Source organism: Paenibacillus sp. M-152, from assembly GCF_003856555.1.
In the GTDB taxonomy this organism is placed as follows: domain Bacteria; phylum Bacillota; class Bacilli; order Paenibacillales; family Paenibacillaceae; genus Paenibacillus; species Paenibacillus polymyxa_C.
Window position 1 is genome coordinate 3,777,829 of record NZ_CP034141.1, and the last position, 18,681, is coordinate 3,796,509.

Here is an 18,681-nt window from a genome sequence, read left to right on the forward strand (position 1 = left end):
ATGCAAGCCGATGATTGCAGTGCTTTCTCCCAAGCAATAATGTATAGCTCATGTTACCGCAGTCTGCCTCAGGCACCTGTTCGCAATATGCAATCAGTTGCTCCACCTGGCGGCGTAATTGTTGTGAAGTCCGGGCGGACAGCGGAATGAAATAAGCCGGCTTTTCGGAATGTCTTCGTTTTGTATGTGGAGCCTCTTCGATGACCATGTGGGCATTAGTTCCACTGGCACCAAAGGAGCTAACCGCAGCACAACGTCTGGCTTCAGGCTCAATCAACCAATTCTGCAGTTGCGTATTGACATAAAAAGGGCTATCCGCAAACTGAATATTGGAATTGCCTGATTGGAAATGAAGTGAAGGCGGAATCTGCTCATGTTTTAATGACAATAACAGCTTAATTACTCCTGTAATTCCTGCCGCAATTTGCGTATGGCCGATATTCGTTTTAATGGACCCGATCGCGCAATATTCCTTCTTGTCCGTATACTTTCTAAATGTTCGCGTCAATGCCTGATATTCAATTGGGTCTCCCAATTTGGTACCTGTCCCATGTGCTTCCACCAATTGGATTTGCTCTGGATGAATATGAAAAGTATCGTACACATATTGCTCCAGTCGCTCCTGAGACTTCTGGCTTGGTGCAGTAAGTCCATTCGTGGTGCCGTCCTGATTAATCGCTGAACCTAAAATCACCCCATAGATGTGGTCACCATCGGTAACTGCTTCGTCAAGCCGTTTGAGCACAACCGCGCCAACAGCTTCTCCCGGAACCATACCGTCTGCCCTATCATCAAAGGTATAACAGTGCCCTGTGTGAGACAGCATTCCTGCCCTATCACCATATAAATAGCAGCGAGGGGTAGTATGAATATACACCCCACCAGCTAAAGCCATATCCGTTTCCCCGGACCATAAGCTTTGGCAAGCAAGATGGGCAGCAACTAACGAACTGGAACAAGCTGTATCTACAGCTATCGCCGGTCCATGAAGATTCAAGTAGTAGGAAATTCTGGCGGGAATCACGGAGCCCATATGACCCCACAGTGCTTGCGGAGGCAGGTCTTCACCCAGCAGTCGCTGGTAATCGCCTTCGGCACAGCCTACATAAACTCCGCACCGACGCCCATCCATCCCTGTACCCGCATAGCCCGCATCCTCTAGAGCATGCCATGCTTCCTCGAGAAACAACCGCTGCTGCGGATCCATGTAAGTCGCTTCCAGCCCCGAAATATTGAAAAAAAGCGGATCGAACTTATCAATATCCTCCAAAAAGCTTCCATAATTGCAGTAGCTCGCATTTTTTTCCTGATATTTTGAAAGGTCCCACCGAGTCACCTCTTTTACTAAATCGTCGCCATTCTTAAGGTGATTCCAAAGCTCATCTACATTGTCAGACCCGGCAAATCGCCCGCTCATTCCAATAATCGCAATCGGCTCTCTTTGCGCTAAATCCTTCCCTTTATTCTCCTGTTTAGGTCTCTCTGGCTCAATGGATGCACGTGCCGTTTGAACCGGATTAAACGTATAATCCTTATCCTTATCCTCAATCGCTTGGATTTCACGGCTTGCATCTTTTCTATCCTCTATTGAATCAGCATTGTGTCCCAAGGCCTGTAAAACGGTATCGCCAAATTGGCTTAAAATGTATACCGTCAGTTGTTTTACCGAACTGTAATCAAAGATGTCTGTAGTCTGCAAATGAATGCCCATCCCCTGATTGACATCCTGTACAAAGTTGACGCCAAGAATAGAGTCCAAGCCATAATCTGCGAATGACTCATGGACATCAATCATTGAAAAGTCCACATTCAAGGCCTCTGCCAACTTCTCTACAATAAGCTCCCTGACATGCTCTTCAGCCATTTCATCGGTTACATCAGTAGCTGGTTGAATCCCTGTGTCACGCTGTTTCAATGGAAGCTTGTCATGTTCAAGCTCCTGTTGATGCCGAAGCATACCATCACTTTCAGCCACAATAATTTGTTGGCCTACTTCATGCGCTTCCTGAGCAGGGAAAAAGACGGACCGGAATCCCTCGTTTTCCAATACCTCCTGCCAACTTTCAGGGTATAAACCGGGGGAGCCCGGAATACGCAGTTCAGGGTCATTATAAAGCCACCATCCCTCCAACAAGCCAAAGGTTAAGTGGTTTAACAGCGAGTTTCCACTGATTTCATTGATAAGAATCAGGCCGTTTTTTCGCAGCGCTGCTTTGACATTGCCTAACGTATGCCGAATGTTCCTCGTGGCGTGCAGGACATTGGTGGCAATCGCAATATCATATCCGCCCGTGTCGATATCTTGTCCCACAGCCGACTCTTCCACATTAAAAATTTTATAAGTCAGGTAAGGATTTCGCGGGCCATACTCTTTTTGTGCATGCAATAAAAATGCTCTGGATTTATCGGTATAGCAGTATTCATGAATATGTTCCTGATAAGGTCGAAGCTTATGGAAGAGCATAGCACTGGTTCCTCCGGTGCCTGCACCAATTTCAATGATTCGAATCGACCCTGTCGGGTCATGCTTAAGCCGTTCATTCAAGTAGGAAACCACAATATCCCCCAGCACTTCATTAAAGTAATCTGCTGCAGGACTATTTTTATATATGCCTTCCACCAGCTTCATGGAGGACTGAGGAAAAACAATGTCGGTGGCAGGTATGTTTCCGGTCAAAATTTCCGGCAACTTACGCAATGTTGATTCTACGAGTACAACCCAGGCCGAGAGATCCGGATTTTTCAGCCATTCACTTTTCTTCAATTCCCATTCCTTCCACACAGCCTGCACATCAACCGAAGCGGTATCCGTTACGCTATAAGAGTCTCCTTTACGATAAAAATAATGATTCCGTGCCAATACCTCTATGCTTTCTTCAAGCCAGCGATCGTATAAACTCAGCAATGCTGTTTTAGTTTTAAAATCATCAATCATAGCTTTCTTGTTCATATGTGCATAAGGGCATAATCCCATCAACTGCAAATACCCCCATAGCAATTTGCATAAGACATCATTCATTTCCTTCATCTGTAAGCCTCCTCATCCGATTAGTCCCTCGCGTCGCCCCATCCTGTTCCGAGTAAGCTTGGTTGTCGACCATAGTCGAAGGAATTCTTTCGTATTCAGCCGCTAGATAAGAAATATCTGGCATCTTCTTCATTTTGACACTGGTGGAAATGTGGCTCTGAATATTCTGGATATACGAAGGAATAGCTTCGGAATTTGGATCGTCGCTTTCTTTTCCATTCATTTGCGAAATATTTGCCGCTACCGTAGATGCTTTTTGATCGATAAATATATTCGTTGGCTGTACAGATTTGGTAGATTCAAAGGAAGCCTGCTTGGTTTTAATATCCGTGATCCAATACCGCTCCTTTGCAAAAGGATAGGCTGGCAGACTCATTCTCTGCGGCTTGACATCTCCATAAAGCATGCTCCAATCCATCGCCAGTCCCTTTACCCAAAGATCTACTATCTTCGCGTATTTCCGTTTTCCGATCCAAGCAGCGATCATTTTTTCCATATCTTCATCTTCTAGCAGTGCGGACAGTGCCTCTTTGTTTCGCTTGACCTGTCCTCGGTACAGCTCGGATATCCCGTCGTGACCTTCCAGGAATCCTTCCAGCTTTTCCACCAGTGCTGGCATCGACTCGGCAATTACCGCCAGGCGTTCTTCCATCGCTTCACGTCCTACCTGGAGCGTGTAGGCTGCATCAGCCAGATTGCTTTCTGTGACCTCTCCTTTCCCGATCACGGACAGCAATCTCTCGACCTGCTGTTTCAGCCGATCCTCATTTTTGGCCGACAATACGATGATCACGGGATGGTGAGCTGTCACACGGATTGGCGCCTTCTCTTCTGAAACGTACTCTTCAATGATGACATGGGCATTGGCGCCTCCTGCTCCAAACGATGAAATCCCAGCCATCCTCGGGTATTCCCGTGTCTCTCCATTGAGCTCAACCACCGGCCGCTTCCATTCCTCCAGCTCCTGCTGGACGACAAACGGCGTCTGCTCAAAAGGAATGTTCGGATTCAATTCCTGGGCGTGCAGGCTGGGAACCAGCGTCCGGTTTTTCATCTGCAGGACAATTTTCCCAATCCCTGCGATGCCCGCTGCTGCCTCCAAATGTCCGATGTTGGACTTCACAGAGCCTACGGCGCAAAATCCTTTGTCTGCCGTATCCTTCCTGAAGGCCTGGGTCAGACCAGTCACTTCAATGGGGTCTCCCAGTTCTGTGCCTGTTCCGTGCGCTTCAATATAGCTGATGGTCCGGGCATGTACCCCGGCTCGTTCCAGTGCCGACCGGATCAGCTCCCCTTGAGCAGTCGGGTTAGGCACTGTATACCCGTTGGTCTTGCCTCCATGGTTGATGCTCGTTCCCCGGATGAGCGCATGGATCGGGTCTCCATCTGCTATCGCCTTGGACAGCGGCTTCAATAGCACGACCCCCACGCCTTCTCCTGGGACAAAGCCGTTGCCTCCCTTTCCGAAGCTCTTGCACTGTCCGTCTATGGACAGCATCTGGTTGGCGCAAAGTCCGACATAGCTCAGCGGATGCAGATACAGGTTCACTCCTCCTGCCATGGCCAGCTCGCATTCTCCGCGGTATAGATGCTCACACGCTTCATGAATCGCGGTCAACGAGGACGAACACATCGTATCCACCGGCATGCTCGGTCCCTGCAAATTGAACAGGTACGAAATCCGGTTGGCTACCGAACTAAAGGATATTTGGGGAAATATTTTGGCCCCCATCTTCCATAATTCCGGCCCATAAAGCTCATAGCCCGTTTTGGTAATTCCCGCAAACACACCTACCCGGCTATTATGCTGTACCGCAAGCTGTTCTCTGGTGTAGCCCGCGTCCTCCATCGCTTCCCAGCAGGCTTCAATGAACAGCCTTTCCTGAGGGTCCATACTGAGTGCTTCCCGCGGTGCAATATTAAAAAACAGTGGATCGAATTCCGCAAAGCCTTCGATAAAACCGCCCCACTTGCTGTAGCTTTTGCCATCAGCCACCGCTTCCTGTTTGTTAGACTGGAAGAATCCTTCCAGGGTCCAGCGTTCCTGCGGGATTTCGCTGACACAATCCTTCCCTGCCTTGAGATTTTCCCAATATTCGTTCATGTCCTTCGAACCTGGATACTTTCCCGCCATACCAATGATGGCGATCGGTTCTCGTGTTTCCTCTGCGCCAGACTGCACATAGCTTCGAACCGGCTTCACGTAGCTTCGGGTAAGCTTCGCTGTCACCTCTTCCGCAATCGTTTGTTCCGCAACTGGCGCGCTTTCTTCTTCGGCACACTGGGTTGCCGCAGTCGTTTCCTCCACCAGCTGCATGTCTGGACTCATTCCGACCCACTGCATGCATTCCAGTGCGTATTCCGCCACTAAATGTTCTGCCAGGGCACGCAAGGTCTGGTACTCATAAAACAGCGTCTTGGACAGCTCGCCAAAAGACTCTCCCAGCATGGCGTTGAGCTGGGTAATCATAATGGAATCAATCCCATAGCGCTCTAACGGCTCATGAGCTTCAATGCTGCTAACGCTCAGCCGGGTCACCTCTCCCAACAGCGCCTTGAGATGAAACAAAGTTTTATCGTAAAGTGAGGCCGTATCCAGCTTCGGCACTGATGCCTCGATCGTACGGACATCTACCTGCGACGCTGCTTTCGCCAGATAGGCCTCAATTTTTTCAGGCTCCCCTTCCATAACCATTACCTGCTCCTTGCCTGAGGACAGGCATTGGTACAACGCCTGAATGCCCGACTCGGTCTGTAGAGCCGTAATGCCCATGTTCTGTCTCATGAGCTTTTCCGTGTCCGCATCGATCCGCATCCCACCCTCTTTCCACAGCGGCCAGCGGATGGATAGCGTCCGGCCCCGCCGTTGCTGGGTCTCCACTAGGGTATTCCGGTATGCTGCGTACGCATCCATAAAAGCGTTGGCGGTGGCATAATCGGCCTGCCCCGGATTGCCCAGGCTACCCGAGATGGAGGAAAAGAGCACGAAGAAGTCCAGATCCTGACCGCTACTTGCCTCATCCAGATGGACCAGCCCTTGGACCTTCGGTCCCAGCACCTCGATAAATTCTTCCCTGCTTTTCTTGAGAATGAAGTTATCGTGAATGACCCCTGCACAGTGGATAATCCCGTGAACACACCCAAATTCCTCCTGAATGCTTTCCAGCAAGCTGATCACCGTATTCCTGTCGGTGATATCCCCCTGCTTATACACCACTCTGGCCCCTAAGGACTCCAGCTCCTTCAGCCGGATTTGCCTGTTTTCGTCCAGTGGCGACCGGCCTGTCAGAATCAAGGTCGCTGCTCGGGTGTGCCGAACTAGTTCTTCTGCAACAAGCAGTCCCAGACCGCCAGAGCCGCCGGTGATAAGATACACGCCACCGTCTTTCCATGGCAGCTTCTCTTCTTCCCGGGACGGTTCGAACTTGTTCCAGCAAGCGGTTTTCCGTTGACCGCCCTCATAGCGAATCCATCCATCTACTGGACTACAGCTATTTTCCTCCAGCTTCGCCAGCAGGCTTTCTGCAGATTCGCCCTGTTCCACTTCGATCAATTGTCCGATGAGTTTCGGATTTTCCAGTCGGGCGGTCTTCAGCAGACCCGAAAGTCCCGAAAAGAGCTGCCCTTCTCCAGCCGCCGTCACGACAAGCTGAACCAGCACCCTTCCCGAAGGCTTGTCTTTGAGAATGCTTTGGATGCTCTCAAAGGCCTGAACTGCATAGGCCTGAAACCGCTCATCCATCCGGCTTTTCCCGGATGAGAAAGCCAAGACCTGCGCCGCTCCGTTCACTCTCGCTTCAAGCCGTTCAGGCAAAGCCTCGTCCGGCTCGCACAGCAAGATAATACGACGGTCATAGGCAGAAGCTTCGACCTCCGGCGGTACGTCCTGCTCCTTCCAGGCTGGCTCAAACATCAGGGTATGGCTGGCTGCAGTCACAGGTGCTTCCACCGCTGCTCTGACCCTTGCTGCCCCAGCCTCAACCTCAGGAGCCCAGCAGCGTTGCTGAGCAAAAGGATACGTAGGCAGACTGATTCTTTTCGGCCGGAGATCGTAATACAACAATTTCCAATCGATATAGAAGCCTTTGGCCCATAGCTCTGCCAGCTTGTTCATTTCACGATTTGAGATCCATTGGCTCACTAATTCCTTGAACACTTCTTCCTGTTCAAACCATTGAACTGAATCTTGCTGATTATGTTCTCCCCTCCAGCAATTCTCGATATGTTCTTGTCCATTCGCGAACGATTCCAGTTTTTGCACCAGCTCGCTCGTATTCTTGACAATAAACGCTACCCGACTTTTCATTGCCGTTCGTCCTGTTTGAAGCGTAAAAGATACATTCGACAAATTGATTTCTTGAGAAGCTGTCAAGAAAGCCGAGAGATCCCCAGCATATGCCTTGAGGCGCTGATGATTTTTGGCAGACAAAGGAATAAGATAGTCAGCAGCATCGTTCATCAAACTGGATTTAGAGCGTTCGGGTTCATCATTGGCTATAAATTGTTCGAAAATGGCATGAGCATTCGTTCCCCCTATGCCAAAGGAGCTTAGTGCCGCCCGATGGGGAACTGACGCATGTTCCCATTTCCGCAGTTTATCAACAACATAAAAAGGCGAATCAGACAAATGGATATCGGTATTGGGTGTATCGTAATTAAGCGTTGGAGGAATCTCATTATGATATAAGCTTAAAGCGACTTTAATACACCCCGCCAAACCTGCTGCAGTATCCAGATGTCCGATATTGGTTTTGACCGATCCAATACCACAAAATTGTTTCTTGGCTGTATACTGCCTGAATGTATCATTTAGGGCAGCAAATTCAACCGGATCGCCCAATTTGGTTCCGGTTCCATGTGTCTCAATATAACTGATCGTTTCGGGATGAATTCCGGTTGATTCGATCGTCTTCTGAATAACTTCAGACTGACCCTTAACACTTGGGGCATAAAACCCTAGTTTGTCAGTCCCATCGTTGTTCACGCTGACCCCTCGTAAAATCGTATAAATATGGTCACCGTCTCTAACGGCATCCAGCGTTTTTTTCAGTAGAACAACTCCAACCCCTTCTCCGCCAATCATTCCGTCTGCAGAATCATCAAAAGCTCTAATATGACCATCACTAGAAAAGTTCAAGCCAGGCTGATATACGTAGCCTAAACTGTTGAAAGGAAAGATTGTTGACGCACCAACCAACGCGTATTTTGCTTCACCGGACAACAGGCTTTGCGAAGCTAAACGCAGTCCGACTAACGAGGAAGAACAGTTGGAATGCACAAATAGGCTGGGACCTTTAAATCCCAATTTATGAGATATCATAGTAGGAATGGTCCCGCCCTGTGCCAAAATCCAGGTTACATATTCATCCGCATTCCTCAGGACATTAGGCGACTGCGATGCCAAATTAGGAATAAATGATTGATAAAAACTGCTGCTCGCCGACATATACACACTGGTTTCAGGAATTTCTTTAGAAACATAACCAGCATCTTCAACAGCCTTCCATGCATGCTGTAACAGCAATTTCATCTGGGGGTCCATAAATTCAGCATTTTTCTGGGACAAATTAAAAAACTCAGGGTCAAAATACTCTTTCCCCTCAATTGTGCATTGTCCGGGCACATAGTTTGGATGCTCGACAATCTCTCTCTCCAGCCCTAATTGAGCTAGTTCATCTTCGGAAAAGTACCGGACACTCTCTACCCCTGCCCTCAAATTACTCCAAAACTCAACGTGGTTTTTCGCACCCGGAAAAAGGGACGAGATTCCTATGATTGCGATGCTATCCTCATAATAATCAGGGTAGGATGGTTTATGTTTATCTTCCTTCGAGTCTATTCCCTGTGAAATGGTATTTTCAGTGGTATCTGTTTGTTCTGTTGCAGAAGCTGGGGCCTCGCCTTTTACTTTCATAATATAAGCACTAAGTTCCCTAATCGTTGGATACTTGAACAGTGCTGTCACCGAAATATCGCATTCCAGCTTGTCCTTGATCTTTCTAACCATCTCTGCGGCTGTAAAAGAATTTCCACCCACGTCGAAAAAGGCATCATCCGTACTTAGATGATCGACATCCAGAAGCTTTTTCCATATTGTTAAAACTTGATGTTCAACATCTGATTGTGGCAAATGGATTTTTCTTGTTGCTGTCGCCAGCTCGACCTTGCGACTCATTAATTCCTTCCGGTCTATTTTTCCATTCGGGGTCAATGGCAGCTTGTCTAGTTCGATAAAGAATGCTGGAATCATATAATAAGGCAAGAATGCTTTTAAATAATTTCGCACTTCTTTCGGGTCAAGTGAGGACTTCCCGAACTCGGAGTCGTTCCGCAAATAGTAGGCAACAAGTTGCTTATCCTCTCCTTGTTCCTTGGCAACCACGACGCATTCATCAATTCCTGGATATGTTCTGACCTGACCTTCAACTTCACTAAGCTCAATCCGAAAACCGCGAATTTTCACTTGATAATCCATCCGACCCAAATACTCAATAGAGCCGTCAGAAAGCCACTTGCATAAATCTCCAGTTCTATAGAGCTTAGTTCCGGGCTTGAATGGGTTGTCAATAAACTTTTCATCCGTAAGCACCGGCTGATTCAAATAACCTCTGGCCAAGCCACTGCCCGAAATGAAAAGCTCACCCGGAAGTCCAATAGGCACAGGTCTAAAGTGCTGATCCAAAATATAAATCTGAGTGTTGGCAATAGGCTTACCGATCGAAAGCGGCTTGTCGGCGGTAATCGTTTGAATTGTAGACCAAATTGTCGTCTCAGTCGGACCAAACATATTCCATGCGTCACCGTTGTTATGAACAAAATAAGATTTCAATGTTTCTGAAAGTGCTTCTCCGCCACAGAGCATTTTCATGTTCTCTTCGTTCTTCCAGCCAGCTTGAAAGAGCATGGTCCAAGTCACAGGGGTAGCCTGCATTATTGTCGGTTTTATTTTTTGTATCTCCTGCTTGAGTCTTTCGGCATCCTTGGCTTTTTCAGAACTGCAAACATAGCATTGAGCGCCTTTAATCAAAGGCAGGTATAATTCCAGTCCTGCGATGTCAAAGCAATACGTTGTCACTGCGAGCAGTTTGTCCTGCTCTGTTATGCCTGGCTTTTCTGCCATGGAAAGAAGAAAGTTGGTCAACGCTTTGTGCGGGATCATGACCCCTTTGGGTTTCCCTGTACTTCCAGAGGTATATATAACATATGCCAAATGGCTAGACTGCACTTCCCGTTTGAGTGTCTTTCTCCCCTTTACACTACTTGTCAGAAGATCCCAATCGTTATCAAGAACAATGCAGTTCACATTGCTCCCTGCCAGCCGAGACACTTTTTCCAACAATCCCGATTGCGTAATGACAAGGGCTACATTGGAATCCTGAAGCATATACTCCAATCGATCCTCTGGATAGTCCGGATCAAGTGGTACATAGGCTCCTCCTGCCAGAAGGATTCCCAACAGCCCAATGACCATTTCTAAAGACCGTTCCATGCAAATTCCTACCAGCGTATCAGGAGTCACGCCCTGATTTTGCAAATATATGGCGAGCAAAGTGCTCTTTTCTTTTAATTCCCGATAGGTAAGCGATTGTTCTTCATACACGACTGCAATAGCCTCAGGCCTTTTTCTTGCCTGTTTTATGAATAATTCGGGAAAGCATTTATCCGGATAACTCACTTCGGTTGCATTCCAGTCATAAAGGATGCTGTTCTTTTCCTCTTGCAATAGTACTGAATAGTCCTGCAGGGCCCCTGCAGGATTGCTCATTAGTGCTTCCGCTAATCCGATATAACGCTCAGCCATCTGTACAATAGTTGATTCATCGAACAAACCGGAACGGTATTTGATATTTAATGTCATCTCTTGTTCCTGCTCCAGCAGCTCCAATACCAGCTCATATTCACCTTCCTGGTGAATTTCTTCTACCAACTCAACGGTAAAGCTATCGCTATACGGCGCACAAAGCTGCTGCAAGCTTGAAGTTTGTAGATAATTTTGGTAAGAAAAAACGGTTTGAAACACAGGCGAGCTCGCCAGCAGACGCGGCACATTTAATGCTCGAACCAGAGCCGGAAAAGGATAAGGAGCATGATCCATCCCATTGACTACGGTCATTTGCAATTTTTTCATGAAATCCAAGAATGTCTCTGTCTCCAACACTTGGCTGCGTATGGGAAGCATATTAACAAAATATCCAATTAGTTGGTCAAAACGCTCCTCTGGTCGTACCATAACTGGCATACCAACGATGATATCTTCCTGTCTCGAATACTGGTTAAGCAATATCACATACATACCTAGCAAGACGGTAGACAAGCTCATATATTGCGTACGAGCAAAAGATTTTACCCGATTGACCCAATCAACTGGAAGCCGCTTGGTGTATGTTTGTCCTTCCATGCTCGGAGTCAGAAAACCTGAGCGGTTATATGGAAGCTCTAGAGTCGGTAAAGCACCCGACAACTGTTGCTTCCAATAGGAAAAATGCTTCTCCCCTTCTGCACTAGCCAGCATCGTTTGTTCCCATTCCACAAAATCGTTATAGCTCGCGGCAGGTGGTAAAACGATCGGTCTATGTCCTCGTACCAAGTCTTTATATGCATCTAAAAAACTTTGAATAAAAAGGACGAAAGAACTACCATCAAAAATAATATGATGGATGACCACTAGTATGAAATGTTCTTGTTCGGACCTGGACATCAGATACACACGCATCATAGAGTTCTGTTCCAGCGCGAATGGCTGCTTTGCTTTGCTCCGAATAAAGGGCATGATTTCATCCGCTTTCAAGCTTGAAATATCCTCTACCTGCATATTGAACGGCTGAGCAGGATTCAGCATTTGATAAGGTGTCCCGTTTTCTTCTTCAATCACACTATTTAAAATAGGATATTGTTCTAAAACGGTGTGGAAAGCCTGTTTAACGTTCTCTATCTCCACTTTCGTATTAAATCGGAGACATATCGGTACATTGTAAGCATTGATTTCAGGAGACATTTTATGTAATAACCACAGTCCTTTTTGAACTTCAGAAAGTGGATTCCTTTGCAAACCGTGCAGGATTGTCTCGGTCTTGGCCTCTACAACCGGTTTATCTTTTTTAATCTTTTTGGCTAAATAAGCCGATAGCAGTTGAATCGTCGGGTATTCTAGAATTTCTCTTGCATTAACCTTGATCGGATAAGATTTTTCGATACCGCGTATGAGCTTCATGACAAGAATGGAATCGATGCCGTAGCCGTGAATATTTTTATTCAAATCCATTGCCTCGGACTCCAGATTCAGTTCCCCATGCAAAAATTGCACCATATATTCCTGAATCTTCAGCTGTATCAACGAAACAGCGTTTATAGTAACATCCGTTTCTCCTATCTCTGAATGCGCTGTTGAGAGGGTACTCCGATATTGATAAAGCGCCCTAAGCTCTTGTTTGATATAGGCATTACGGCAGACCTTTCTTTGAATTTTCCCGCTCCCCGTTTTGGGAATACTACCCTTTGGCAGCAAATATATATCATATATCTCAAGTTGATGTGTCCCAGATACAGCGTTCAGCATGTTTTCAACCAGTCGTTTATATTCCTGCTGATGAAGAGGTGCTTCAATCTCCTGTACGACGATTACCTTTTCCTGACCATTGATTTCGGCGGAAAATACAGCGATAGGCAAGGTCAACTCCGGCATATTCTTTTGGATGGTCCATTCAATATCGACAGCATGATGATTTTTACCATGAATGATAATGACTTCTTTCTCTCTGCCGATGACATAGATATGATTGTCTGCAATAAAACCAAGGTCTCCTGTACGGAAAAAACCGTCTTCTTGTGTATTGGAAAGTACCGCCTCAAAAGTGCTGTCCGTTTCTTCCTTCCTGTTTAGATAGCCCTCTGCCGTCCGATCGGATTTAATCCAAATCTCGCCGATTTCCCCTGGTAGGCATTGCATATGACTTTCAGGATGAACAATCCGTATTTCTGTTGGAGCTTCGATTTCTCCGCAGCTGACAACGGTCTTTGATGGATTCTTCTCATCTGTGTATTGGACTCTTCTTTGCTCCAAGCTAGGAATATCCAAATTAAGGAATCTCATCGACTGGCCCGGTTTTACACTGGTAACAGGACACAACTCAGATAAGCCGAGAAGAGGACAAAATATATCTTCTTTAAGCCCTAATGCCCGGAAATTATGAATGAAATTTTCGTAACTCTCCTTTCGAATGGGCTCACCTGCACATATAATAGCTTGGAGATGGTGTAGAGAATATTCCTGTAGTGAAGCTATGTCCAAGGTGGAGCAGCAGTAATCGAATGCAAAGTTTGGCGCAGCCGTATGGGTAGCCTGATACTTGTCAATCATCTGAATCCAGTGCTCCGGATTTTTAGCAAAGCTTTCTGGTGGGAGAAGAATGCTTGTGGCACCATTGAATAGCGGTACCAAAATATTGTTTTGCAGTCCAAAAGCATGGAATTGCGGCATCCATGACACGATACGGCTATTTTGGTCAATTCTCCATTGCTTAGCCTTAACCTGATTCATCAAACATCTATGGCTGAGAATTACGCCTTTAGGCAGGGATGTAGAGCCTGATGTGTACAGCAAAAGGGCCATATCTTCAGGTGCTGGCATTCTCATCTTCATATCTACGTGGGCGGCGCTCTTCTGAAGAATCTCATCAATATTTAGGATACGAAACGTTCTATACTCTGGTTGTGTTTGGAGAAAGGCTTTGAATGCAGTATTTGTTATGATACATACAGCCTCGGAATCTGTTTGAATAGGCTTTATTTTCTCAAGCATTTTTTCATCTGGCTCTGCTGCTGTAATGGGTGTAGGGATGGCTACGATGTTTGCATAAAAACATGCCAGCATGCTGCTGATATATCCCAGACCCTGTGGAAATACAAGAAGCACTCTTTCCTGCGCGGCCAGTTCTTTCATTAGAATGTTGCCCAAAGTTTGCACTTGCAGCAAAAGCGTGGTTCCCGTAAGAACTTGAGGATGCTCTCCTTCATTTTCAAAAGTAAACAACTCTGTTTCAGGAAATTGCTGGCAAGTTTCCATAAAAGAAACGATCGGGATATTAAGGTCTGATCTTTGATCATGTTTACGTGTCATTCATCCACCAACTCCTCAAAACACAAAATTTAAATACAACATGAGCTAAATGTTTATCACGATGTCTATTTTGAGCTACTGTTTCACGTTTGAAGCATTGCCTAATCGAAAGTAGCAAAGAAAAAACGAGTGATGAGAAAGGCTATGTGCCCCTTTCACACTCGTTTCCAGATTCCCATGAACAACCGTAAAAGGCGTTCAACAAATCTCGATAAATTAATCTATAAAAAATTGTTATTTTCCAAACAGGTTGATAATTCGTTCTTTAACCTCGGCTTGATGAAAGGTCTTCTCATGCATAATCAGCTCTTGTTCTACGATTTTAGGAAGCTGAGCTCGGAGTGGAGCAACCAGATGATCCTTTAACGTGATTAATGAAAATCTGGGTTTTTCGGCAAGCTGTCTAGCAAGGTCCAACCCATAGCTCATCACTTCTTTGCGAGGCAGAACTGGAAACGGCACTCCCCGCTTCTCCAGTTCTGCACCTCGGTAATTCCCCCCATTTAACAGTAATTCTTCTCCCAGGCTGAACCCCAGTTTTTGGGGAATAATGAACGTCGCACCCATTCCCGGTGTGAATCCATATCTCATAAAATTAGTCGTGTACATACTTTCTTTGCTCAGGATTACGAAATCAGAAAATAGCCCCATGACAAAGCCCCCACCAACCGCATGGCCCTGCATGGCAGCTATCACTGGAACTCTGCAGTTCAATGCCAGAGAGTAAATATTTTCATCAGTAAACTTCGATGTTCCTTCATGTATAGCCAATAGTCCTTCTTGCGTCCCACCAGTGGCAAAGTAGTTGTCATACCCTGTTAGAATTACGACTTTGCAGGTCGAGTCATCCTGGATCGTATGGAACGCTTCTCTAAGTCCATGAGTCATTTCAAGTGTAAATGTATTTTTATGAACTCTATCTTGCATTGTTACTTGAATAATCCCTCGCTCGAGTTCAAGTAACTCAACCACAGATTGTGACATGATGATCTACTTCCCCCTAAGCATCCCGTCTTGTGGCAAACGCCCATCAGTCCATCCACGGAAATTGACCTGTTTCGACATAGCGGAAAATGCCCTTAAGATTTTGAGCGTCTGAAAACACCTCTTGATTGGAAGCCAGCGCCAGTGGTTTGCACTGACGCAAATCGCTGAGTTCGTCCATAAAGCGCTTGTAGCGTAAAATACCCGTTTTGGACAATCGTCTAAGACGTAATAAATGCTTGCGCAGCACCGTATCGCTCTGTGCGTCATACACATCAACCAATCCCCATGAAAGGGCCTGTTGAACCATAATTGGCTGTGTCATTAATGTCAAATAATTCGCTTTTTGAAATCCAATTCTGCGTACTAAAAAGGGCAGAACACAAGCAGGGAAAAGCCCAAATAACAATTCCGATAGACTAAACTGTGCTGTCTGATCTGCTATCACAATGTCGCTGGCAGCAATAAATCCGATACCGCCAGCGTTTGCCTTTCCTCGCACATGAGAAATCGTGATATAGGGCCCCGTCGCCAGTTTTAACCACAGATCATACAGAGGTTCGGGATTCTGTGCATGCTCATGTTCATTTACCATGTTTTCGTACATTCCTTGAAAATCCGCTCCAAGACAGAACACCTCCGGCAGACCTTCCAAAACGACGATCGTAACCGATTCCTCACACAGTGCAAGCACGTGCATGCATTCCTCAATGAGGATGTTATTAATCGTGTTATTTGCCTCCGGTCGGTAAAACCGTAAATAACAAATCGAATCTTGGAACCGAACCTGAATCGTTTGATAATTCATGATTCCCACCGATATTTGCGGTGGAATTCATAAATTTCTTCCAGATATAACCGCTGTCTCCCTTTCCCGGAATCAATCACTCCCGAAACCAATTGAAAATCCAGTTTGGTGTTGCGGGTTCCAAAGCGTACAGCACCGCTGCCTTTCAGCAAGGATTCATATTCATCCATGGATAATTGATAGCGATCATCCAAATTACGCTCGATCTCAAAACGACGCAGATACTCCTGGCCTTGCGGCATGACCACACCGCTATAAAATTCTGAGCAGCAGCCTGATCCATAGGAAAAGCAGCCAATCCGCTTTGGAGAATCAAATGTGCCCTTATCAATCGTACCTGCCAAGGACAAGTACAAGGTCGCACCCATAATATTGCCAACTCGTTGGCAATACTCCAATCCTGGCTTGACACGTTGTAAATAATCCGCCTCAATCTCATTCGGTTTGGCCTGAGTCATCCTTCGCATCATTGTTCGATGCGCTCCTTTTACCATTCCACCGAATGGGGTATGGAAGGAAAGATACTGGAAGGTATCTTTATAATCCACCCCTTTTACCCGTTTCTTGTATTCCAGAAATGCTTGCTCGCAACAGTCCAGATAGGACATTAAAGACAAGTCCGCATCTCCGGCCTCGCTATCTGGTATCGGCCGGCAAGTATCCATCACCTCATAGCCATAATATCCATTAGCACCCGCATCGACTTGGAATATATGAGGATTTTCACTAATGAGCATGGCCACAGCTCCTGCTCCTCCGCTTGGTTCAGCGTAAGACCAATCCTCACTCAAAACATCCCCGCCTTCAGCGGCAATAAATCGTGAGATATCAGTGGCAATGACAAGCGCTTTGGCCCCTGGAGAAACCTGGGATAAAATAAAATTCACCGCCATTTGGAATCCGGCAGTCCCCGAATAACAGGCTTGCTTGAGTTCAAATAGCCTGCAATTCCGATTCAGTCCCAAATAGTGGTGAATATATGTACTGATTGATTTGCCAAAATCAATGCCTGATTCTGTACAGGTTATAAGCATTTCGATGCGGTTTTTTTCCGCTTCAGAGAGGGCGTCCACCAGCGGTTTTGCCGCATTGACTCCGAAGGTAACCGGATCTTCATAGGGCAGAGCAACAGCCTTTTCTTTCATTAATAAATTTTCAAATCTCGCAGGGTCCAACTGTCTGTGCTGCGCTAATTGCATGACATCCAGATAGGCTGAGCCCCCAAAAACGTTCATCGCCTCTATTCCTACCAATACCATAACGCTCCCCCTTTCTTAAATACCCGACTCACACTTTTGCATACAAATGGCAGTATTGATTCCGCCAAACCCCATGCTTAGGTTCATAGTATTATGAATAACTGCTGGAATGGGCTCATTTTTCACCCAGTTGCAATCCACTCCGATAGGCTTCTCCAAATTACGCGTAGGATGAAGTTTCGACTCCTTCATTTGTAAAAGAGTAGCAATAATTTCAACCGTTCCAGCCGCGCTCAGGCCATGACCGATAATGGATTTGGTTGCATTGATGTAAGCGTGCGATAAATTGCAATCCTGTATTGCCTTTATTTCGATCTCGTCCCCAACGACTGAGCCTGTCCCGTGGGGATTAATATAATCAATCTTTTCCGGCTGCAGCTTCGCTTTCTTCAAGGCCCGTTTAATCACCTGAACCTCGCCTTCATAAGAGGGATTGGGATTTCGATTCCGATCCATCCCCATGTCCCAGCCTGTAAGCTTTGCATAGGATTTCCCCTGACGCTTCATTGCAAAATCTGACCGCTCAATGACGATAACTCCGCAAGATTCCCCATATATGAACCCGTCGCGCATCTGATCAAAGGGTCGACAAGCCTTTGCCGGTTCATTAGCGTATCGGTCGCTTCCCATGGCCCCCAAGGATCGCAACGCCTGGCATTCCAAATACGAAATATCCATCAACGCCCCCATCGCAATGCACACATCAACCCGATTTGCTTGAATTGCCTCAATCGCTTGAATGATGGCGACTTGTCCGCTTGCGGAAGCCCCTCCGACAGTATACGCTAACCCTTGAATGCCGAATTGCTCGGTACATAGTCCGCATAAATCAGTATCCATAAAGGAAAGCCCATAGGTTGGAGGTACAAAGTGCATTTTTTCCCGATAAGCCTCATAGGTCTGAAATAATTCCCGTTGCTGAAAATTAGATCCTCCAATCACGAGCCCAATGCGGCTAGGGTCGACGTGATCCAGTTTAGCATCATCCCAGGCTTCTTGAAGGGTAACCATTGCCACCTGTCCTGAAAATGATGCGGTTCGTAACATTCGTTTGGATATGGACTCCGGATAAGATAGAGATGGCAGCTCCGCACCTATAAATGAAGCTTCTCCTTCTCTGCCGGGACGTTGCATAACTCCAAATGCATGTTGCCCTTTGAATAATGCCGAAGCAAAGGCCGTCTTCCCCTGACCAATCGCCGAAGTAACACCAATGCCCGTAATAACTAACTCAGGCTGTTTATAATTTGGCATAGAGCGCATCTGCCAATTCTCCTATATTTTTCACGCCAGATAACTCAACGCGCGGGATATTAAGAGATAATGCTTCCATAGTCTTCATTACAATTTCGGCTCGATCTACCGAATCCGCACCCAAATCTACCAAGCGATCGTCATACTGGAACTGGTGATCATTTAATTCCGGGAGCACTTCACAAATACAACCTTTAACGAGTTCAAACACTTCTTCTTTACGCATGTGTAC

Annotated in this window: 7 protein-coding genes (1 of these 7 only partly in view); all 7 read right to left on the reverse strand. The window is 46.3% G+C overall.

Going from position 1 to position 18,681, the window contains the following annotated elements; translation table 11 throughout:
• Positions 1-3,028, reverse strand: the 5' end (the start) of a protein-coding gene (locus tag EGM68_RS16405) for an SDR family NAD(P)-dependent oxidoreductase (RefSeq protein WP_129549593.1). 16,721 nt of this gene lie to the left of the window's left edge; 3,028 of the gene's 19,749 nt are visible here — the first part of the coding sequence; the start codon lies at positions 3,026-3,028; the stop codon falls past the left edge of the window.
• Positions 3,012-14,144 carry a non-ribosomal peptide synthetase gene (locus tag EGM68_RS16410; RefSeq protein ID WP_129549594.1) on the reverse strand — a complete coding sequence of 3,711 codons (11,133 nt, stop codon included), beginning with the start codon at positions 14,142-14,144 and terminating at the stop codon, positions 3,012-3,014. The genes EGM68_RS16405 and EGM68_RS16410 overlap by 17 nt, the downstream gene beginning before the upstream one ends.
• 234 nt (positions 14,145-14,378) lie before the next feature.
• Complete coding sequence (locus EGM68_RS16415; protein ID WP_025676547.1) at positions 14,379-15,128, reverse strand: polyketide synthase; 750 nt, start codon at positions 15,126-15,128, stop codon at positions 14,379-14,381.
• Between the two features lie 46 nt (positions 15,129-15,174).
• The gene (locus EGM68_RS16420) at positions 15,175-15,936 is read right to left on the reverse strand and encodes an enoyl-CoA hydratase/isomerase (RefSeq protein ID WP_129549595.1); all 762 of its coding nucleotides are present in this window, start codon (positions 15,934-15,936) and stop codon (positions 15,175-15,177) included.
• Positions 15,933-17,195, reverse strand: a complete 1,263-nt coding sequence (locus EGM68_RS16425; RefSeq protein ID WP_064962169.1) for a hydroxymethylglutaryl-CoA synthase family protein — start codon at positions 17,193-17,195, stop codon at positions 15,933-15,935. Before EGM68_RS16425 ends, EGM68_RS16420 begins: the two co-directional genes overlap by 4 nt.
• Positions 17,196-17,210: 15 nt before the next feature.
• Positions 17,211-18,458, reverse strand: coding sequence for a beta-ketoacyl synthase N-terminal-like domain-containing protein (locus tag EGM68_RS16430; RefSeq protein WP_049825446.1), 1,248 nt, complete (start codon positions 18,456-18,458; stop codon positions 17,211-17,213).
• Positions 18,436-18,675 (reverse strand): acyl carrier protein, encoded by a 240-nt coding sequence (locus EGM68_RS16435; RefSeq protein ID WP_013371940.1) that lies wholly within the window; start codon positions 18,673-18,675, stop codon positions 18,436-18,438. Before EGM68_RS16435 ends, EGM68_RS16430 begins: the two co-directional genes overlap by 23 nt.
• Positions 18,676-18,681 lie beyond the last annotated feature (6 nt).